The organism is Sinorhizobium chiapasense (assembly GCF_036488675.1).
Taxonomy (GTDB): domain Bacteria; phylum Pseudomonadota; class Alphaproteobacteria; order Rhizobiales; family Rhizobiaceae; genus Sinorhizobium; species Sinorhizobium chiapasense.
Genome location: NZ_CP133148.1, coordinates 3,279,916 through 3,299,278 on the forward strand (window position 1 = coordinate 3,279,916; position 19,363 = coordinate 3,299,278).

17 protein-coding genes and 1 tRNA gene are annotated in these 19,363 nt (G+C 62.4%); 9 read left to right on the forward strand and 9 right to left on the reverse strand.

The genetic code is table 11. The annotated features are described in order from the left end of the window. Nucleotides 1-139: 139 nt before the first annotated feature. Together cpdR1 and RB548_RS15820 are read left to right on the forward strand one after the other, a co-directional pair. Nucleotides 140-502 (forward strand): response regulator CpdR1, encoded by a 363-nt coding sequence (cpdR1, locus tag RB548_RS15815; protein ID WP_003531148.1) that lies wholly within the window; start codon nt 140-142, stop codon nt 500-502. Nucleotides 503-780: 278 nt separating this feature from the next. Then, nucleotides 781-855: transfer RNA gene (locus tag RB548_RS15820), tRNA-Val, on the forward strand. A gap of 1,199 nt (nt 856-2,054) precedes the next feature. On the opposite strand, the gene RB548_RS15825 is transcribed toward RB548_RS15820, so the two are convergent. Further along, nucleotides 2,055-2,510 carry a cupin domain-containing protein gene (locus tag RB548_RS15825; RefSeq protein ID WP_331372202.1) on the reverse strand — a complete coding sequence of 152 codons (456 nt, stop codon included), beginning with the start codon at nt 2,508-2,510 and terminating at the stop codon, nt 2,055-2,057. Between the two features lie 724 nt (nt 2,511-3,234). Between RB548_RS15825 and RB548_RS15830 the strand changes: the two genes are divergently transcribed. From RB548_RS15830 to RB548_RS15855, 6 genes are all read left to right on the forward strand, one after another. Next, nucleotides 3,235-4,245, forward strand: coding sequence for a LacI family DNA-binding transcriptional regulator (locus RB548_RS15830; RefSeq protein WP_331372203.1), 1,011 nt, complete (start codon nt 3,235-3,237; stop codon nt 4,243-4,245). Nucleotides 4,246-4,285: 40 nt separating this feature from the next. Next, nucleotides 4,286-5,560, forward strand: coding sequence for an ABC transporter substrate-binding protein (locus RB548_RS15835; protein ID WP_331372204.1), 1,275 nt, complete (start codon nt 4,286-4,288; stop codon nt 5,558-5,560). Between the two features lie 67 nt (nt 5,561-5,627). Beyond that, complete coding sequence (locus tag RB548_RS15840; protein ID WP_331372205.1) at nt 5,628-6,479, forward strand: carbohydrate ABC transporter permease; 852 nt, start codon at nt 5,628-5,630, stop codon at nt 6,477-6,479. Next, nucleotides 6,476-7,321: a carbohydrate ABC transporter permease gene (locus RB548_RS15845; RefSeq protein WP_331372206.1), complete on the forward strand. Its 846-nt coding sequence runs from the start codon at nt 6,476-6,478 to the stop codon at nt 7,319-7,321. The genes RB548_RS15840 and RB548_RS15845 overlap by 4 nt, the downstream gene beginning before the upstream one ends. A gap of 13 nt (nt 7,322-7,334) precedes the next feature. Further along, on the forward strand, nt 7,335-8,393 hold the full coding sequence (locus RB548_RS15850) for an ABC transporter ATP-binding protein (protein WP_331372207.1): 1,059 nt from the start codon (nt 7,335-7,337) through the stop codon (nt 8,391-8,393). Between the two features lie 19 nt (nt 8,394-8,412). Further along, nucleotides 8,413-9,693: an MGH1-like glycoside hydrolase domain-containing protein gene (locus RB548_RS15855; RefSeq protein ID WP_331372208.1), complete on the forward strand. Its 1,281-nt coding sequence runs from the start codon at nt 8,413-8,415 to the stop codon at nt 9,691-9,693. A gap of 110 nt (nt 9,694-9,803) precedes the next feature. Here RB548_RS15855 and RB548_RS15860 read toward each other — a convergent pair whose 3' ends face one another. The 6 genes from RB548_RS15860 to RB548_RS15885 form a co-directional block, all read right to left on the reverse strand. Continuing rightward, nucleotides 9,804-10,484 (reverse strand): peroxiredoxin-like family protein, encoded by a 681-nt coding sequence (locus RB548_RS15860; protein ID WP_331372209.1) that lies wholly within the window; start codon nt 10,482-10,484, stop codon nt 9,804-9,806. A gap of 114 nt (nt 10,485-10,598) precedes the next feature. Then, the gene (locus RB548_RS15865) at nt 10,599-13,874 is read right to left on the reverse strand and encodes an adenylate/guanylate cyclase domain-containing protein (protein ID WP_331372210.1); all 3,276 of its coding nucleotides are present in this window, start codon (nt 13,872-13,874) and stop codon (nt 10,599-10,601) included. 179 nt (nt 13,875-14,053) lie between these two features. Continuing rightward, a complete protein-coding gene (locus RB548_RS15870; protein ID WP_331372211.1) occupies nt 14,054-14,293 on the reverse strand; it encodes a hypothetical protein in 240 nt (79 codons plus the stop codon). 36 nt (nt 14,294-14,329) lie between these two features. Then, nucleotides 14,330-14,512, reverse strand: a complete 183-nt coding sequence (locus tag RB548_RS15875) for a hypothetical protein (RefSeq protein ID WP_331372212.1) — start codon at nt 14,510-14,512, stop codon at nt 14,330-14,332. Between the two features lie 104 nt (nt 14,513-14,616). Then, the gene (gene dapA / locus RB548_RS15880) at nt 14,617-15,555 is read right to left on the reverse strand and encodes a 4-hydroxy-tetrahydrodipicolinate synthase (RefSeq protein WP_331372213.1); all 939 of its coding nucleotides are present in this window, start codon (nt 15,553-15,555) and stop codon (nt 14,617-14,619) included. A gap of 10 nt (nt 15,556-15,565) precedes the next feature. After that, nucleotides 15,566-15,952, reverse strand: a complete 387-nt coding sequence (locus RB548_RS15885) for a hypothetical protein (RefSeq protein ID WP_331372214.1) — start codon at nt 15,950-15,952, stop codon at nt 15,566-15,568. A gap of 486 nt (nt 15,953-16,438) precedes the next feature. Here RB548_RS15885 and ilvD point away from each other — a divergent pair, with 486 nt between their 5' ends. After that, the gene (gene ilvD / locus RB548_RS15890) at nt 16,439-18,277 is read left to right on the forward strand and encodes a dihydroxy-acid dehydratase (protein WP_331372215.1); all 1,839 of its coding nucleotides are present in this window, start codon (nt 16,439-16,441) and stop codon (nt 18,275-18,277) included. Between the two features lie 68 nt (nt 18,278-18,345). Here ilvD and RB548_RS15895 read toward each other — a convergent pair whose 3' ends face one another. Beyond that, nucleotides 18,346-18,750: a GFA family protein gene (locus tag RB548_RS15895; protein ID WP_331372216.1), complete on the reverse strand. Its 405-nt coding sequence runs from the start codon at nt 18,748-18,750 to the stop codon at nt 18,346-18,348. Between the two features lie 166 nt (nt 18,751-18,916). Beyond that, nucleotides 18,917-19,363 carry a MarR family winged helix-turn-helix transcriptional regulator gene (locus RB548_RS15900; RefSeq protein WP_331372217.1) on the reverse strand — a complete coding sequence of 149 codons (447 nt, stop codon included), beginning with the start codon at nt 19,361-19,363 and terminating at the stop codon, nt 18,917-18,919.

Sequence of the window (19,363 nt, forward strand, 5' to 3'; positions counted from 1 at the left end):
GGTCGCCTCTGTGTCCATAGTGACGTCTTGCTGGTACCAGGGCATTGTTATGCCCTGTTCACCAGATATTTACCATGTTGCGGTTTGCTAAGCTGCCGCACTCCACAAGCATTGAAAAGAAGTAGCCACGGCCGAATTCATGACTGCGAAAATCCTCCTTGCCGAAGACGATAACGATATGCGCCGCTTCCTCGTGAAGGCGCTGGAAAAGGCTGGCTATAAGGTCCTGTCCTATGACAATGGCGCCAGCGCCTACGACCGGCTTCGCGAAGAACCCTTTTCGCTTCTGCTGACCGATATCGTCATGCCGGAGATGGACGGCATCGAACTCGCCCGCCGCGCGACCGAACTCGACCCGGACCTCAAGGTGATGTTCATCACCGGCTTTGCCGCGGTGGCGCTGAACCCCGATTCGAAGGCGCCGAAGGATGCCAAGGTCCTTTCCAAGCCCTTCCACCTGCGCGACCTCGTCAACGAGGTCAACAAGATGCTGGCAGCCTGACGGCACCTCGCCAGCAGGCCTCTTGAAATTTTAATGCCAGCCCCGCCAACTCCTGTGCGGGTGTGCACCCTTTCGAGGCTGCCGCCGATCAACACGGATCGGCGGCAGCCTTTGTCATTTCAACAACTTATCGGCGGAGCCCGCGCGACCGAGGCATCGGGCGAAGGTGTTTCGCTGAGAAATGCGCCCCCCGAACGTCACCGAAAATTCTGTCAAAAAACCTTCGAAAAGCCTATTGACGCGGACGAGGGTTTTGTGGTCTATGCGCCGCATCGGATGGGCGTGTAGCTCAGCGGGAGAGCACTACGTTGACATCGTAGGGGTCACAAGTTCGATCCTTGTCACGCCCACCATCCAAGTTTCTGATTTAAAAGGCCTTTCGAGAAATCGGGAGGCCATTTTGCGTAGCGCCCCTTAGGTTCATTGAACCTCATACACGGGGAATGGCAATGAGCCGAGCCGCTTTCCGCCAGGCAGATGTGGAAGGGCTTTTTGCGCGCCGCTCTTACAGCGCCGCGCGTCCAATCGGACGCGCAAAGGTCGCTGTAACACTTTGAATTGCTGCATGATTTTGTCCTTAAATCGATTCCGATTTAAGGAATCATGCAGTAGAACAGACGCAATCGTGCAAATCGACCTGCGCACCCTTCTTGCCACGATCTTGTCGGTCTTTACTTCAGAGGACGTTGCAACGCCTGCACTGGCAGGGACGGGAAGAGAATCGGGACGACTGACGATGCATGTCACGCTCTCGTCCGATCGCTGGTTATACGGGTCGCATCTCGCCATTGACCACGGATGTACTGGCAATGGCTGCAGGAAGGTCGGGTATGCCCCGGCCTTTTTTGTTAGCGAGCCTCTCCTCCGTCCTTACAGCGCTGCGCGTCTAACCAGACGCGCAAAGGTCGCTGTAGAATTTTGAATTTCTGCATGATTTTGTCCTTAAATCGATTCCGATTTAAGGAATCCTGCAATAGCAGGCCACATCTAATGACTCGCGCTTCCGGCAGATAGGCGTAAACTAGATTCATCATCGGCCAATGATACGGGCGCCGATGGCCGGAAGATCGTCGCGCTTTCGCCCCAGTGAGGAGAGCACGATGCTTTACCTTAAATTTCCAAATGCGCGATCCCCCATGTATCCCGCCCAACTGGTGCAGCTGCGGAGAGTCTTTGACGACGAACTCATGCGCAGGGGGTGGCCACGGCGAAGCAACCGCGCGAAGAACCTCGCAAGGCGGATCTTTTACCTTTACCAATCCGGGACTCGCTCCTCGCACGAGCTTCATGAGCGGCTTAGAGAGATCGAGTCGTGACATAGGATAGGCGGCGCATCATCCCCGCCCCCGCATCAACCTTCGCTGCGAAGCCCCGCATGAATAGCACCTCCGAGCCGCGCGGCCAGAGACTACAGCGGCGCGCGTCTCATCAGACGCACAAAGGACTGTAGCACTTTGAAGTGCTGCATGTTTTTGTCCTTAAATCGGCTACGATTTAAGGAAACATGCAGTAGGCGAGTGCAGCAATCAAGCAGGGCGACGACCTCCGCAGCTCAGGCCGGCGGCGGACCCAGGATCTCGAGTCCAAACTCGCTCGCCGCGACGGTAGCAATCTCGTCCAGGTCCTCTTCTCCGAGACCGCGCTCGGCAACCACCTCGAAGAAGCGTTCAAAGCCTGCGGGCAGGATGACGGTCAGGAGGCGGCCGGGGGCCGTCCCAATGTTCTTGAAGGAGTGGACCTGATGGCGGGGTAGCAATGCGATGCCGCCCGGACCGACGTCGAGCACCTCATCGCCACGCCAGATCCGAAACGTCCCTTCGATAACATAGGAGATCTCATCCTCCCTGCCGTGGCGGTGCAGTGGTGCGCCCACGGAAGGCGGCACGATCTCCTCGATCACGGCCGCGTCAAGAAGCGCGCCGGCCGCGTCGTCACGGATGATCACAGTCTCGCCGAACACCTCGAGTGCCCGGTCCGCTCGAGCTTCAGCTGCGTTCGCTTCTGCCATCGGCTCCTCCGTTAGTCTCACTTAAGACGGTAGTCCTGCGCCGGACCCATCACACGGCGCGCCGACCCGTCTGGCCGCGCGTGGATCAAAAGCAAGCCCATAGTAGTCCTCATTTTGCGTGGCTGGGGTTTGCCCCCGCCTTTTTTGTTCCTCAGAGTGCGACTGAATACCCTTGCAGCGAGCCATACTTTAGAAGGCAGCCGACCGCTCTTTTTGCCAACAGATTGGGCATTTATGATTTTGCTTTATTTTTGAGCAAATGTGAATTATATGACAGTTATGCGATGCGGCCCCTCCCAAGCGCATCGCCGGGTATCGCGTCCCGATATAGCCTGTCGCTGATGCATCGGCGCCAGGCTTTCTTTTTTGGTATCTACGCACGGATCCGCGAAAACGCCGCGGACGAGCGGATCTCCGTTTTGCTCACCTTCCAGCGGCGACTAACACTTTTGTTACTGCATGTTTCCTTAAATCGTATTCAATTTGAGGATGAAGACATGCAGCGATTCAAAGTGCTACAGAGACCTTTGTGCGTTTGAAAAGACGCACGGCGCATAGTAGCGACTGCCATCTCCTCCGCCAGCCTCGAAACAATTAGCCCGCTGCATCCAAGCCACTGATTATTCGTGATGCCCGCAGCCAATTAGCGATCCGCCATTCCAAAACGTTTTGGCTTGACTACCAAAACGTTTTGGAGAATTGTCTCTGACAGGGAGTGAGAGCATTGGCCAATCTGAAACAGCTCGCGCAATCGCTTGGACTGTCGATCACGACGGTTTCCCGTGCGCTCGACGGCTATGCCGACGTCTCCGCGGCCACCCGCGAGCGGGTCCGCGAGGCTGCAGAGAAGACAGGGTACCGGCCGAATGCGTCCGCCCGCAGGCTCCGCAAGCAGCGCGCCGAACTGGTCGCGGTCACGCTGCCGGCCGATCCTGGCCACATCGGCCCGCCGCACTTTCTCGACATGCTTTCCGGCTGCGCCGAACACCTGGCAAGCGCAGGTCTGAACCTCGTCATCGCGCCCGTTCCGCGCGGCGAGAGCGAAGTGGAAATCTGCCGCCGCTTTGTCGATGGACGCCGTGTTGACGCCATGCTCCTGGTGCGCACCAAGCGGCGCGACGAGCGTGTCGAATTCCTGCAGTCGCGTGGCATTCCCTTCGTCACCAACGGACGCACCGAAAGCCTCGAGCCGCATCCCTATATCGACGGCGACGGCTTTGCCGGGTTCCTCGCCGCGACCCAGCGCTTCCAGGCCACCGGCCACCGCCGCATCGGCCATATTGCCGGCCCGCAGGAATATTACTTCGCGCATGTGCGCCGCATGGGCTGGCAGGCGGCCATGGACGATGCCGGACTCGGGTCCGACCTCTGCGCCGAGGGCGCGCCAACCGAACAGGGCGGCTATCTCGCAGCCCTTGAGCTGCTCCGCCGTCCTTCGAGGCCGACTGCGCTCGTCTGCGCCACCGACGAAATGGCAATCGGCGCGCTCAGGGCATTGCGCGAGATCGACGGCGGCGAACACATCAGCATCGTTGGCCACGACGACCTGCCGATCGGCGCCTTTACGAGCCCATCGCTTTCGACCATGCGCATGACCGGCGAGAACCTCGGCGCGAGCTTTGCCTCGCTGCTGCTTCGCGCCATCGCCGGCGAACCGGCAGCGCAACTCCAGGAGCTTCACGCGATCGAATTCGTCGACCGCGATAGCCACCGCCTCCCGCGCGCGGCGGCATGACCGCATTCGATCACGCACAAGAATAACGAAGGAGGAGAAGATGAAACGCCTGATGTCATTCGGAATTGTGGCGTCCACCATGCTGGCTTTTGCCTCGCCGGTGCTCGCCCAGACGGTTTTTGTGTCCACTCAGCTTCGTCCTATCGAAGAGGCGACCATCGTTCGCGAGGAACTGCTGCAGGATGTCGGCGACGTCGACTACGTCGTTGAGGAGCCGCCGCAGTTCGCGGTGCGCATGGAGGCGGAGCGGCAGGCAGGCACCCGTACGGTGAGCCTCGTCGGTGCGCTGCATGGTGAGCTTTCCCCGCTTGCCGACAGGGATACCCTCGAGCCGCTCGACGAGCTTGCCACGAAGCTCGCGGCCGGCGGCATGCCGCAATCGCTGCTCGATCTCGGCAAGCTCGGTAAATCGAGCCAGCAATACATCCCGTGGATGCAAGCGACCTATGTCATGGCCGCCAAGAAGGAAGCCCTGCAATATCTGCCAGCCGGTGCCGACGTGAATGCCCTCACCTATGACCAGCTCATCGAGTGGGGCAAGAAGATGCAGGAAGCGACCGGTCAGCCGCAGATCGGCTTCCCGGCCGGTCCGAAAGGCCTGATGGCCCGTTACTTCCAGGGCTATTTCTATCCGTCCTTTACAGGCGGCGTGGTGCGCACCTTCCAAGGCGCCGACGCGGCCGCCGGCTGGGAGAAGCTCAGGGCGCTCTGGGCCTACGTGAACCCGAATTCGACCAACTACGACTTCATGCAGGAGCCTTTGGCCGCCGGCGAGGTCATGGTCGCCTGGGATCACATCGCGCGTCTGAAGAATGCCATCTCCGCAGCTCCGGATGACTACGTCGTGTTCCCCGCCCCGGCCGGCCCGAAGGGCCGCGGTTACATGCCGGTCATCGCCGGCCTCGCGATCCCGAAGGGCGCACCGGACAAGGACGGCGCAACGAAGATCATCGAGCATCTTGCGTCAGCGGACGTCCAGCTCCTCACCGCATCGCGGGTCGGCTTCTTCCCGACGCTCAACGTAAAACTGCCTGAAGACCTGGATCCGGGTGTCGCGCTGCTCGCCGGCGCTGTGACCACCACGCAGGCTTCCAAGGATGCGCTGATTTCGCTCCTGCCGGTCGGCCTCGGCGACAAGGGCGGCGAATTCAACAAGGTCTACATGGACAGTTTCCAGCGCATCGTGCTGCAGAACGAGCCGGTCGCCGATGTGCTCAAGGCGCAGGGCCAGACCTTGGCCAAACTGATGACCGACACCAAGGCAGCCTGCTGGGCACCGGACGCCAAGAGCGACGGCCCGTGCCCGGTCGAATAAATCCTCCCGAGGATGCCCGGGCGGATTGTCCGGGCATCCCCATTGAAAACGTCCGAGGCGGGAGCCGATGACCAACAATCGACCCTGGATTCCCTATCTCCTGATCCTGCCGTCCGTTGCCTTCCTGGCGCTGCTCTTTATCGTACCGCTGCTGCAGACAATCTGGCTGGCGTTCTCGGACAACGGCGTGCCGTCGCCAGCGAATGCCCAGCGCATGATCGCCGACATCAACTTCACCCGCTCGATCAAGAATACGTTCCTGCTGACCATCGCGGTTGTGCCGGTTCAGCTCGCCATCGCGCTTGCCATGGGCACCATGGTCGCCAAGGTTGGCCGCGGTCGCGAGACCATTCTCTGGGTCTGGACGATCCCGCTCGGCATCTCGGATCTCGCCGCCGGTCTCGTCTGGCTGTCGATCCTGCAGAACAGCGGCTATTTCAACTCGATGCTCCTCGGGCTCGGCATCATCGAACGGCAGGCAAGCTGGCTCTCATACCAGACGCCCGTGGCCCTCTTCTTTGTCATCGCGGTCGCCGAGATCTGGCGCGGCACGGCGATCGTCATGGTGATCATCGTCGCCGGCCTCAACCAGGTGCCGAAGGAGTTCAGGGAGGCGGCCGAAATCTTCGGCGCCGGACCGTGGACGCGCTTCTGGCGCATTACACTGCCGCTCATCCGGCCGGCACTGCAATCGGCGCTCATCCTGCGCACGGTGCTCGCCTTCGAGGTCTTCGCGGTCGTCTATGCGCTCGGCGGGCGCAATTTCCCGGTCCTCGTCGGCGAAGCCTACACATGGCAGAACCAGAACCAGAATTACGGCGTCGCGGCGGCCTATGCCGTGCTGATCATGATCATCTCGCTCGCTGCCACGCTTATCTATCTGAAAGCCATCAAGGTCGACGCGGAGCGCCTGCCATGACTGCGCAAGCAACGAGTACAGCAACCCCGGCAGGCTTCGTATCCTCCCGCCGCTGGCTCCTCTGGAGTGGTATCGCAGCGCTCTGCGCCTGGGTCCTGGCGCCGATTTACCTCGTGGCCCTCGGTGCGCTCGGCGGCCGTCAAGGGGTTTACCAATGGCCGAAGACCGGTCTGCCGACTGGCATCTCGCTCGACCCCTTCATCCTGTTCCTGAAGACGGAGGGCGTGCTGCAGTCCTTCCTGAATTCGCTGGGGGCGGCCGGGATCACCGTGGCGCTTTCCATCCTGCTTGGCGCACCGGCGGGTTACGCGCTCGCCCGTTACAATTTCCATGGCAAGGACAGCTACCGGCTGCTGGTGCTGCTCACCCGCGCTTTCCCGCTGGCGATCCTGGCGCTGCCCCTCACCGTTTCCTTCATCAAGCTCGGCCTCTACGATACGATCGTCGGCGTCGGTCTGATCCATACGGTGCTTGCCCTGCCGTTTGCCGCGCTCGTCACGCAAGGCATCTTCCTCGGGGTGCCCAGGGAGTTGGAAGAGGCTGCCTGGGTGTTCGGTTGCACCCGCGTTCAGGCCTTCTTCAAGATCGTTGCGCCGCTGGCGCTGCCCGGCATCGTCGCAACGGCGGTCTTCGCCTTCGTCATTTCCTGGAACGAGGTGTTCGCGGCCTCGGTGCTGACGGTCCGCAACCGCACGCTGACGGCCTATTTGCTGACGGTCCTGTCCGAAAGCCCGATGCACTACCGCTTCGCCGGCGGCCTGATGCTCATCCTTCCCTCGGTCGTCTTCATTTTCGCGGTGAGGCGCTACCTCTTCGCGATCTGGGGCATTTCCTCCAAGTAACGGGACCATATCCATGGCCAACATTGTCATTGACCGCATCCGCAAGAGTTTCGGGACCTTCGAGGCGCTGAAGGAGGTCTCGCTGACGATCAACGACGGCGAATTCGTTTCGCTGCTCGGTCCTTCCGGCTGCGGCAAGACCACGCTTCTGCGCATCATTGCCGGATTGGAAACCTCCACCTCCGGCGATGTTCTGATCGGCGGCAAGTCGGTGATCGGTCTGCCGCCCAAGGAGCGTGGTCTGGCGATGGTCTTCCAAAACTACGCCGTCTTTCCGCATATGACAGTCTACGAGAACGTCGCCTTCGGCCTGCGCATGCAGAAGACCGATGGTGCGCGGGTGAAGGCGCAGGTCGAGAAGGCGGCGGGCCTGCTCCACATCGAGCAGTATCTCGATCGCTATCCGAACAAGCTCTCCGGCGGCCAGCGCCAGCGCGTCGCGGTTGCCCGTGCGTTGGCGGTCGAGCCAAAGGTTCTGCTGATGGACGAGCCGCTTTCCAATCTCGACGCGCTGCTGCGCCTCGAAATGCGCACCGAGCTCAAGACAGTTCTGCAATCGGCCGGCACCACGACGATCTACGTCACTCATGATCAGACGGAGGCGATGGGGCTCTCCGACCGCATCGCCGTCATGCACAACGGCGTGGTCGAGCAGGTCGGCACGCCGGTCGACGTCTACAACTACCCCGCGACGCGCTTCGTTGGCGGCTTCATCGGCAACCCGCCGATGAACTTCATCAAGGTTCCAGTTACCAACGGTCAGGTGGCCGCCGGCAGCGAGCCGCTTACGGCGCCCAAGGAAACCGGCAATGAAGTGATCCTCGGCCTGCGCGGCGAGGCCGTCCAACTGGCGCCTCTGCCCGCGGGGCTGGAGATGAAGGTCCGTGTCGCCGAGCCGATGGGGTCGCATTTGCTGCTGACCGGCTCGATCCACGACCAGCCGGTCCGCGTCATCCTGCCGTCTTCCGAGACGGTCAGAAGCGGCGACGTCATCGGCCTCAAGCTCGACCCGAAGCGCATCACCTGGCTTTCGCCCGAAAGCGGCAAGTCCTTTCCGGCCGCAACGGCCTGATAATTTTGGAGTACCCGGCATGAACATGCATATCGACCAGGCCAAGCGGATTCTCGTCGCCAACGATCGCGGCGGCTATACCGTGCCGACCGACCGGCTCTATCCCTTCCAGTGGAACTGGGATTCCGCCTTCGTCGCCATGGGCTTCGCGCTCTACGACACCGACCGCGCCTACCGCGAGCTGGAGCGCCTGGTGGAGGGCCAATGGGCGGACGGCATGATCCCGCACATCGTCTTCCACCAGCCGAGCGATACCTACTTTCCCGGCCCGAACGTCTGGCGCACGAAACATACCGTCCAGACCTCTGGCATCACCCAGCCGCCGGTGTTCGCAATTGCGCTGCGCAAGCTCTACGAGGCTGCAGGCAAGCAAGCTGAAGCCCGCACCCTGCCGCTCTACGAGGCGGCGTTGAAATGGCACCGTTGGTGGTACAGGGCCCGGGATCCGGAAGGCACCGGCCTCGTGGCGCTGCTTCATCCCTGGGAAAGCGGAAGCGACAACTCGCCGGCCTGGGACATCGCGCTCGCCCGCGTACCCTCCACCACCGATACGCCCGTGGTTCGCAAGGATACCGGCCATGTGAATGCCGAAATGCGACCGCGCGATGAGGACTACAGGCGTTTCATCCATCTGGTCGACGCCTATGCCGCCTGCGGCTGGGATCCAGCAAAACAATGGGAGGAGGCGCCGTTCAAGATCGCCGAAATCCAGACGACCGCGATCCTCTTGAAAGCCGGCGAAGACCTTGCCCATCTCGCCGACTTGTTCGGCAGGACGGAAGACGCGGCCGAGATCGCCGGCTTCAATAAACGCACCCGCAAGGCCATCCTCGCCCAGTGGCGACCGAAGCTGTCGCGCTTCGTTTCCCGCGACCTGATCTCCGGCGACGATGTGGAAGCCGCAACACAGGCGGGCTTCATCCCCCTCCTTTCGCTTGATCTTGATCCCGGGATTGCCGGCGCGCTGGTGACCGAGATGAAGGCATGGTCGAAGGGCCTCAAGGTTGCCTTCCCGACCACAAAACCGGGCATCGCAGGCTGGGAGCCGAAGCGCTACTGGCGCGGCCCGGCCTGGGCGATCATCAACTGGCTGCTGATCGACGGGCTGAAGCGCAACGGCCATCCGGATGCGGCGGAAGAGCTCAGGAAGTCGACGATTACGGCAATCGAGACGGAAGGTTTCGCCGAATATTTCGACCCGGTAACCGGAGAGGGCTGCGGCGGCCTGGGTTTTTCGTGGACGGCCGCCGCCTATATGTGGCTGATGAAAGCCGCACCTGCAGCGCCGCGCGTCCAATGAGACGCGCAAAGAACGCTTGAAAACTACGCGAATTCCAGAGAGGCGCTCTTCCGTCCCTGATCCGCCCTTTCAGCGAAACGGCGGATTCTTTGATCGAAGCAAGGGGTCCGTCAGTGCGCCACCTGCGATGCCGCCGACATCACCTCGTCGGGCGCCGGAGCACGGAACATGTTGCGGCCGTCAGGCGTCACCTCCGTGAAGCACCAGCGCACCACGCCGTCGCGGTCGAGCAGGAACTGCCCGACCAGCTGGCCCATGCCCGTGGCGACCATCCGGTTGTCCTCGTCCGTCATCTCGTAGTCATCCCTCTTGTCGAGATATTCGGATGCGGCGAACGGGTCCATTGGCTGCGGCAATTCTTCGGGCAGGTCGATGCGCATTTGCATTGCGGTCTGCATACCGATCTTGTGCGGCCAATCATCCTCGTTTTCGGTGAATTCGAGGTTGGGCAGACCGAAGGCGCGGTGCGAAATCCGCTCCGGATCGGCCGCCGCGAGAAGGTTCGGCAGGGGATGGTAGCGGAAGTAGAGCCGCGCCCGTTCGATCGGTGTATTCACAACCGTCAGGCTTTCGACGCCTTTTTCGTTCAACGCGCCCTTGAGCTGCGCCATGGCGGCGATGTGCCGGCGGCAAAACGGACAATGCAGGCCCCGAAACAGGCCAACCAAGACCGGCTTGTGACCGCGAAAATCATCAATAGCGATCTTGCCTTCCCGCGTGATCGCGTCGAGCACGACATTCGGCGCACGATCGCCCGGCTGCAATGGTCCGGTGGTATGATATTCAGCCATGATGCTCTCCTCCCGCTAACAGTTCAGCGCCAGCAATCGAAGTGCGATCCTTAGAATTGCATCATTTCAAAGAGTTAGATCATTTCACTGTTTTCAATGAAACAATTGAACGATCTAGTCGAGAAACGGCAGTATCATCAATGCTTCGGGATCAAGATCGTGACGCGCGCAGATGTCTCGAGCCAGTGTAAAATAGCGCTCGGCCGCCTCCAGATCTCCCGCATCAAGGCAGAGCGCTCCAAGACCATCATAGCACGGAAACAGCACCTGCGCTTCGCTCGTTTCGGCGGCGACGTCGAGCGCTTCGCCATAAAGCCGGCGCGCCTCGTGCGGGCGATCGTGGCACTGGTAAATCTGCCCCAGCACAAGCAGGGACACCGGCAGGTGATCGCGCTGGTCGAGAGCGCGGTCGATTTCGATCGCTTTCTGCGCGGCGGGCACGCCCTCGGCCGCGCAGCGGTCGGTGAAGGTACAGTAGGCTACGGCCAGGTTGGCGAGCAGCCGCGCCTGAAAACCGAGATCGCCGATGCGCCGCGCCATGTCCAGGCCGCGTTGGCAGACGTCGATCGCCAGTTTCGGATCGACGATCGTGTAGAGCACGCCGAGATTCGTGTATCCGCGGCAGGCCGCCTGCATCAGGGTGGCCGCCTCGGCAACGCTAACGCTCTCCTCGACCGCAGCGATCGCCTCGCGCCTGCGGCCACGGCGTGCCAGCGCCACACCCTTGGTGTTCAACGCCTCGGCGGTAACCAGGGCGGCCTCGCGCCGCGTCTCGTCACTTGCGTCGCGTGCCAGGTCCCTGACACGGCTCAACGCGTCGTCCGCCCATTGCGAAGCGGCAAGATAGTCGCCCATCCGAAAAGCGAGATGTCCACGCTCCTGCAGAAGGGAAGCGCTCTCCACCGGCGCATCCGCACTTGCGAGGAGGACGGCCGCATCGCTGAAATTCGCTTGCGCCTGCTCGCGATTGCCGGCCTCCCAGAGGAGATGGCCGAGCTTGCGAAGGATCCGTGCGGAGACAACCGGATCGGTCGAGACCCGCTCATAGCCGAGGAGCGCGCGATAATGCTCCTCCGCAGCGGCGCGCTCGCCGGTCGGCTCCAGGAGATCCGCGACGCGCTCGCGGGCAACGAACCATTCCGGCCTTTCTTCGCTCAAGGCCGCAAGCGCCGCCATGGCTTGCCGGTAGTAGCGGATGGCATCCTCGTTCGCTGAGAGCTGGCGCGCTCGATCGCCGGCCGCCATGAGGTAGCGTGCGCCCTTGCTCCGGTCCGCCGACTGGCTGAAATGGTGGCCGAGCAGCGCCAGTTCCTCGAACCGCTGCGGATTTTCGCCGTAGCGACGCTCGAGCGCCTCGGCGATGGCCGCGTGAACTTCCGTGCGCCGCTTCACGAGCAGGTTGTTGTAGACGGCCTCGTGGAGCAGCGACTGCGTGAAACGGTAGGATTGCGACGATCGCTCGCTCCCGGCCTCCTCTATGATTTCCGTGTCGCAAAGCAGCTCCAGGCCCCGGTCCACATCCGCCGGCGCGACGGCAATGCTTCTCAGCAGGCTCGCGTCAAAGCTCGGCCCTATGACGGCGGCACAGTGAACCAGGCGGCGCACCTCCTGCGGCAACCGGTCGATTCTCGCCAGCAGCATCGCTTCGATCCCGACGGGGATGTCGACCGTCGCTTCACCGCCGGCCACGCGCCAATGGGAACCGTCGCGCCTCAGCGTTTCCAGATCGATCAGGCTGCGAACGATCTCCTCGACGAACAGCGGGTTGCCGCCGGCCCGACGCAGGATCCGCTCACACAATTTGTTAGGCAGGCGACCTTCTCCGAAGAGCGCCGACAGAAGTTGTTGACCATCGGCCGCGGTTAATGGACCGAGCCGCAAGGCGGTGATGCTGGTGCGGCCGGGCGTCAGCCTGTCGAGACCGGCATCCGGGCGCTGCGTCGTCAGGAGCATCAGCGGCCGGCGATCCAGCCTGTCCAGCACGAAACGGAGTGCCTCGAGCGAAGCCGCATCCGCCCAGTGCAGGTCCTCGATGACGAGGAGAAGCGGCGCCTGGTCGAGCCGCCGCTCCAGGATGGTCCGGATGGCGGAGAACAGCTGTCGCCGAACCTGTTCGGGTGCGACATGCTGCAGCATCCCGTCGCGATCGCCGATGCCGAGAATATGAAAGAAGAGCGGCATGAGTTGCTCGATCTCGGCCGGCGGAAAGCCGATTTCGGCAAGACCGAGGGACAGGCCCTCCTGCGTCTGCTCCGGCGTGTCCGTCGAGGATATGCCGTAGGCGCTGCGCAGGACCCGGGCGAGGGTTCCGTAGGAGGTTTCCCCGAGCGGAGAACACCCTGCCCGCCGCACGGCGACGTGCGCAAACTCGGCATCTTCGCCAAGGCCGGCGAGAAACTCGTTGACAAGACGTGTCTTGCCGATCCCGGCTTCACCGGTCAGGCGCACCAATTGCGCCGTGCCGTTGCAGGCCAACGCAAGACAATCACGCAAGCGCCCGATTTCCTTGTCGCGCCCGATCATCGGCGCGCTCAGGCCGAGCGCGTCGAGCCCTCGTGCCGCGCGCGGCACCTCGAGCGCGCCGGTCATGCGATGAACCTGCACGCTGCCGGTCTTGCCGCGCAAGGCGACCGCCCCGAGCGTCTCGTAAGCAAAGGCGTGCCGCGTGAGGCGGTGTGTCACCGGCCCGACCAGTATTTCATCCGGCCCAGCCATCGACTGCAGCCGCTGTGCGGTGTTCACCGTATCTCCGGTGACCGAATAGGATTTGCTGTCGCCCGCACCGAAGGCGCCGGTGACGACGGGGCCGGTATTGACGCCGATATGGAGGTTCAGCGGCAGACCGATGCGTTCCCGCCAGCGTTCGCCCACCAGCGCTGCCCGATGCACCATTTCCAGCGCGGCACGAAGCGCCCGCTCCGGATCGTCCTCATGCGCCACCGGTGCACCGAAGAGGGCGAGCAACGCGTCGCCGATGAACTTGTCGACGAACCCGCCGAAGGTTTCCACGGCCTCCGTCAACGCCTCGAAGAGCTCGTTCTGCAGCGCCTGCAAGATCTCCGGATCGACCTGCTCGCCCAAGGTGGTGAAGCTGCAGAGATCGGCAAAGACGATCGTGACCGTTCGGCGGTCGGCACCACTATCCGCGCTCGAACGGGGCGGAGACACGACCTGAGGCGCCGTGCGGGAAACATCTGGCCGCCGCGCTGGCGCGGACCGAGGCTCCGACGGTGCCGACGCGTCGATCTGGGTGCCGCATTGCGGGCAAAAGGCGAAGTGCGGCGGACAGGAATAGCCACAACCCGGGCACAGGTTCTGCTGTTTCGCACCGCACTTCGGGCAAAATGCAAAACCGCTTTGTATTTCGTAACCGCATTCGTGACAGTTCATCTCGGACGAGCCCCGGAAAGCCATGGTCGCCAGAAATTCGCGGCGGGCAGGCATAAGTGCCCGAATGGCCGCACAGCAAGCGGAAGCAAAGCCGCAACGACATGCGCGTTCCACGTGTCCGTCTGAGGACAATGGACTTGTTGTACTACCTTGGCAAGCGATGCGACATTGTCGCCTCGTCAGCGGCCGCGCCGGAAAATGGCAAGATCGACGGTGATTCCTTCGGGTGCGCGGCAAACCTCCTCGGCATGGCCGTTGCACTCCTCGACAGCGAAATGGATCGCTGCGGCCTCGCTGGTAAACACGCCTCCGACCCGCTCGCGCCGGTCGGACACGACCCACCGGCCACGCCGGTCGCGACCGACGACGAAACGGGCTTGGCCCGAGAACTGTTGCCTAATTTGGTACATGCTACCCATGGTCAGATTCCTTGTTTGAGGAGCTTTTTGGGAGGTTCATTCGGCGAGCCACGGCAAGCTGGCCTGGATGACATAAGCCAGGCCGAGCACGAGCCCGAGCCGCACGACCATTCCCAGAAAGGCGGTGCGCGGGTGGGTGCTGTCGCGACGCTTCTCGAACGCTCCGATCGAATCCTCTCGATCGGTGCTGTTGTCAGGGAAGTCAGGAAAGTGGGGCATGAGAGATCCTTCGCTTGCCAGCGCAAGTGCCTTCGAGGGGCCTGTGCTCGTGGGGAAACGCCCGATTTGAAGGGGAGACGTGCTGGATCGTCGGGGCGCCGGTCTCAACCGGCAACGGCCACGCGCCCTAGTCCGCCGACCTGGCTCACGTTGCGGAGTTCCGTTAGTGCTTCCAGCGCGACGCGAATCTCGGCGGCCGTTTCCGGCAAGACAGGCGTCAGCGGAAGCCGCACTTCGGGGCTCAACCCGCGTAGCAGATGCAGAGCGTATTTGATCGGTCCCGGGTTGGTTTCGCGTTCGAGCGCCGCAAACAGCGGCTGAAGGCGCTGGTGGATCGCTATCGCCGCTTGGCCGTTGCCGGTGGCGATCGCCTGATGCATCGACACCACCAATCGGGGTACGACATTCGCCGCCACCGAGATCGTGCCGTGGCCGCCGCAGAGATTGAAGGGCAAGGCCGTCGCGTCATCACCGGAAAGCTGAAAGAGCCGTGCCTTGACGGCGGGAGAGGTCGACAGATAGCGACCGATATCGCCCGTCGCGTCCTTGATACCCGCGATGTTCGGCAGTTCGACGAGACGCTCGAGCGTTCGCGGCGAAAGATCGACGCCAGTCCGCGCCGGCACGTTGTAGACGATCAGCGGCAGATCGACGGTCTGGGTGATTGCCTGGTAATGGCGATAGAGCCCCTCCTGCGACGGTTTGCTGTAATAGGGCGTCACGACCAGCGCCGCATCGGCGCCAAGCGCCCTCGCCTCGGCCGTGAGCTCTATCGCCGTCTCGGTGCAATTGGTGCCGGTCCCGGCAATGACCGGGATCTTCTTCTCCGCGACCTCGACGCAACGCGCGATCACCATTGCCCGTTCGGCGCGAGAAAGCGTCGCCGCCTCTCCGGTTGTGCCGCAGGCGACGATGCCGGAGACGCCGTGGCGCATCTGCCATTTAATGAGCGACATAAGGCCGACAGTATCGACTTTTCCATCCTTGAACGGGGTGATCAGGGCGGAGATCGCCCCTTCGAGGCGAAGATAGGAAACGGACATGGGAATTCCTTCACATCGGAAGATTAGGGCGGATGTCGCTCGGGACGGGTGCCGCCTGAATGCGGCAGGAGCGCAGGAAGGCGACGAGGATCGCTCCCGCGAGATCGGGGTGTCGCGCCTTGAACGTCACCCTGCCGCCGATCGACGGTGCATAGCGCAGGGAACACGTCCAGAGCCCCTGTTCGTGGCTGACACTGCGCAGACAGAGCTTGGCCGTGGTCGCGTTGGTGAGGTGGATCACCGCATCGACAAGCGCGCTGGCCGCGACGAGCTCGCGAAAACGTCGCGACGGCCAGCCAGCGTCATCGGAGACTGCAAGATCGGGAATGTCGCGGACGAGGCGCACCGTTTCCCAAATATGGTGTTCACGCAGCCAGCGCGCGGCAGCTACGCGCATGATTAACGCGTCTAACGCAACCCTCGGCGTGCGGGACGGATTGTCGACCGGTTCACGTTCGGCAGAGTACTGCTCATCGCGCGAATGAAGACGGAAACTGATGTTGTGAGAGCGCATGGCATTTCATCCGTATTGCATGAAACCATGCTACGTCCGCTTAGGATATGAATTCCATTCCAGCTTTCATCGTCGCGCCTAGTATTTCCATAAAACTATCCAGGATAGCTCTTGGATAGTACAGCGCCGCGCGTCTTGTCAGACGCGCAAAGGACGCTGTAGCACTTTGAATTACTGCATATTTTTATCCTTAAACCGGGTACGATTTAAGGAAACATGCGGTGGGCTTGCATGAAGGCGTGTATGCGAAACACGGAAATAATCTGACGCAAAAGATGACGCGCGCGCAATTTTGCGCTAGTACCCTGCACCGGCGCTCCTGGATCGCCACATTCGCGTAAAGACTTTCGTCCGTGAAGGAATACGTTCATGCCTGCCTATCGCTCCCGCACCACCACCCACGGCCGCAACATGGCCGGCGCCCGCGGCCTCTGGCGCGCAACGGGCATGAAGGACAGCGACTTCGGCAAACCGATTATCGCGGTGGTGAACTCGTTCACGCAGTTCGTGCCGGGCCACGTGCATCTTAAGGATCTGGGCCAGCTCGTCGCGCGCGAGATCGAAGCGGCCGGCGGTGTCGCCAAGGAGTTCAACACGATCGCCGTCGACGACGGCATCGCCATGGGCCATGACGGCATGCTCTATTCGCTGCCGTCGCGCGAAATCATCGCTGACAGCGTCGAATATATGGTCAACGCGCACTGCGCCGACGCCATGGTCTGCATTTCCAACTGCGACAAGATCACCCCCGGCATGCTGATGGCCGCACTTCGCCTCAACATCCCCGCCGTCTTCGTCTCCGGCGGCCCGATGGAAGCCGGCAAGGTCGTTCTGCACGGCAAGAAACACGCGCTCGATCTCGTCGACGCGATGGTCGCTGCCGCCGACGACAATGTCTCCGACGAAGACGTCAAGGTCATCGAGCGTTCCGCCTGCCCGACCTGCGGCTCCTGCTCGGGCATGTTCACGGCGAACTCGATGAACTGTCTGACCGAGGCGCTCGGCCTGTCGCTCCCCGGCAACGGTTCGACGCTCGCCACCCACGCCGACCGCAAACGCCTCTTCGTCGAGGCCGGGCACCTGATCGTCGACCTCGCGCGCCGCTGCTATGAGCAGGACGACGAACGCGTCCTGCCGCGTTCGATCGCGACCAAAAAAGCTTTCGAGAATGCCATGGCGCTCGATATCGCCATGGGCGGCTCGACCAACACCGTGCTGCACATCCTCGCCGCAGCCTACGAGGGCGAGGTCGACTTCAGCATGGACGATATCGACCGGTTGTCGCGCAAGGTTCCCTGCCTTTCGAAGGTCGCACCCGCAAAGGCCGACGTGCATATGGAAGACGTGCACCGCGCCGGCGGCATCATGTCGATCCTCGGCGAACTCGAAAAAGGCGGCCTCATCAACCGCGACTGCGTGACCGTGCACAGCGAGACGCTCGGCGACGCCATCGATCGCTGGGACATTACCCGCACGTCGAGTGAAACCGTCCGCAACTTCTTCCGTGCCGCGCCCGGCGGCATCCCGACCCAGGTCGCCTTCAGCCAGGAGGCGCGCTGGGAAGACCTCGACACGGACCGCGAGAAGGGCGTCATCCGCTCGGTCGAGCATCCTTTCTCGAAGGACGGCGGTCTCGCCGTCCTCAAGGGCAACATCGCGCTCGACGGCTGCATCGTCAAAACGGCGGGCGTCGACGAAAGCATCCTGAAGTTTTCCGGCCCGGCCCGGGTCTTCGAAAGCCAGGACGCCGCCGTCAAGGCGATCCTCGCCAACGAGATCAAGGCGGGCGACGTCGTGGTCATCCGCTACGAAGGTCCGAAGGGCGGCCCGGGCATGCAGGAAATGCTCTATCCGACGAGCTATCTGAAGTCGAAGGGCCTCGGCAAGTCCTGCGCGCTCATCACCGACGGCCGCTTCTCCGGCGGTACCTCCGGTCTTTCGATCGGTCATGTCTCACCCGAGGCAGCGAACGGCGGCACCATCGGCTTGGTGCGCGAAGGCGACATGATCGACATCGACATCCCGAACCGCACGATCAGCTTGCGGGTCGACGACACCGCGCTCGCCTCCCGCCGCTCCGAGCAGGACGCCAAGGGCTGGAAGCCGGCGGAGCAGCGCAAGCGCCGGGTGACGACCGCGCTCAAGGCCTATGCCGCTTTTGCGACCTCCGCCGACCGCGGCGCCGTGCGGGACCTCGGCGACAGATAGTCACCGCCACGGCAAACGTAACAAAGGCTCCCGCCGCCGCGGGAGCCTTTCGTTTTGTAGGCCCGAAATCACATGTGCCTCGTCTCGGCCGGCACATTCCACCAGTTGTTGTGCAGCCCATCCATGTACTGGATCGGCAGCGACGCAAGTGCGGCTGGATCGACGTCGTCGAGACATGCGACGTTGATGGAGACGAAGGCGCCGCCGAGCTCCTCGACATATCCGGTGCCGTAGGGCGCCACACCGCAAGCCGTGCAAAACCGGTGGTGACCGCTCATCGTGTTGAACTGATAGTCGCCGACGCCCGTTTCTTCAGACAGCAGGCGGAAGTCCTCCGGCTTCACCAGCGCGCCCCAGTAGCGGGTTTTCGAGCAATACGAACAATTGCAGCGGCTTGTTCCGGCCTCGAGATCAGCATCGACCTCGTAACGAATCCGTCCGCAATGGCAGCTACCCTTGTAGGTCATCTTCATCGTCGTTCCTCCCACCTGAAAAGCCGCGGCATCGCAGCGACGCGGCGTTTGCCGGCGAGATCAGCACGATCTTCAACGGAAAGCCATCCTCATAATCCAGGGTCTAAGTTGGAAGGCGCTGATTTGCACGTCGGAGCGTGTTTGTGGTTTTCTGCCTGTCCCGGCATCACGTGAACGCAAGGAGATCGGCGCGCAGGCGGTCTGGAACATTCGCGCCGAGCTGTGCATCGACCTCGGCATGCGTTTCCTTCCAGATCGGCACTGCCCGGGCGAGCAACCGCTCGCCTTCCGCCGTCAGCCTCAGGCGGCGCGACCGACGGTCCTCCGGGGCGACAAAGACATCCACGAGCCCGCGACGCTCAAGCGGCTTCAGCGCCGCGGTCAGCGTCGTACGGTCCATGGCAAGCAGCGACGCAACCATGCTGATGCTCGGCGGTTCCGGCCGGTTGAGCGACATCAGCAGCGAGAACTGCCCGTTTGTTATATCGAGCGGTCGCAGCGCCTCGTCGAACCGCCGTGCGAGTGCCCGGGCAGCGCGCTGGACATGCAGGCACAGGCAGTTGTCCCTGACGAGGACGGTGGTGGCAAAAGGTACGAGTGGCGACTTTGACAT

Coding starts and splice junctions, on each gene's coding strand:
- RB548_RS15835 (WP_331372204.1), top strand. CDS start 4,286: ATGAAACGCCTGATGTCATTCGGAATTGTGGCGTCCACCATGCTGGCT.
- RB548_RS15885 (WP_331372214.1), bottom strand. CDS start 15,952: ATGCGCGTAGCTGCCGCGCGCTGGCTGCGTGAACACCATATTTGGGAA.
- cpdR1 (WP_003531148.1), top strand. CDS start 140: ATGACTGCGAAAATCCTCCTTGCCGAAGACGATAACGATATGCGCCGC.
- RB548_RS15865 (WP_331372210.1), bottom strand. CDS start 13,874: ATGAACTGTCACGAATGCGGTTACGAAATACAAAGCGGTTTTGCATTT.
- RB548_RS15840 (WP_331372205.1), top strand. CDS start 5,628: ATGACCAACAATCGACCCTGGATTCCCTATCTCCTGATCCTGCCGTCC.
- RB548_RS15825 (WP_331372202.1), bottom strand. CDS start 2,510: ATGGCAGAAGCGAACGCAGCTGAAGCTCGAGCGGACCGGGCACTCGAG.
- RB548_RS15845 (WP_331372206.1), top strand. CDS start 6,476: ATGACTGCGCAAGCAACGAGTACAGCAACCCCGGCAGGCTTCGTATCC.
- RB548_RS15850 (WP_331372207.1), top strand. CDS start 7,335: ATGGCCAACATTGTCATTGACCGCATCCGCAAGAGTTTCGGGACCTTC.
- ilvD (WP_331372215.1), top strand. CDS start 16,439: ATGCCTGCCTATCGCTCCCGCACCACCACCCACGGCCGCAACATGGCC.
- RB548_RS15860 (WP_331372209.1), bottom strand. CDS start 10,484: ATGGCTGAATATCATACCACCGGACCATTGCAGCCGGGCGATCGTGCG.
- dapA (WP_331372213.1), bottom strand. CDS start 15,555: ATGTCCGTTTCCTATCTTCGCCTCGAAGGGGCGATCTCCGCCCTGATC.
- RB548_RS15875 (WP_331372212.1), bottom strand. CDS start 14,512: ATGCCCCACTTTCCTGACTTCCCTGACAACAGCACCGATCGAGAGGAT.
- RB548_RS15870 (WP_331372211.1), bottom strand. CDS start 14,293: ATGGGTAGCATGTACCAAATTAGGCAACAGTTCTCGGGCCAAGCCCGT.
- RB548_RS15895 (WP_331372216.1), bottom strand. CDS start 18,750: ATGAAGATGACCTACAAGGGTAGCTGCCATTGCGGACGGATTCGTTAC.
- RB548_RS15855 (WP_331372208.1), top strand. CDS start 8,413: ATGAACATGCATATCGACCAGGCCAAGCGGATTCTCGTCGCCAACGAT.
- RB548_RS15900 (WP_331372217.1), bottom strand. CDS start 19,363: ATGTCAAAGTCGCCACTCGTACCTTTTGCCACCACCGTCCTCGTCAGG.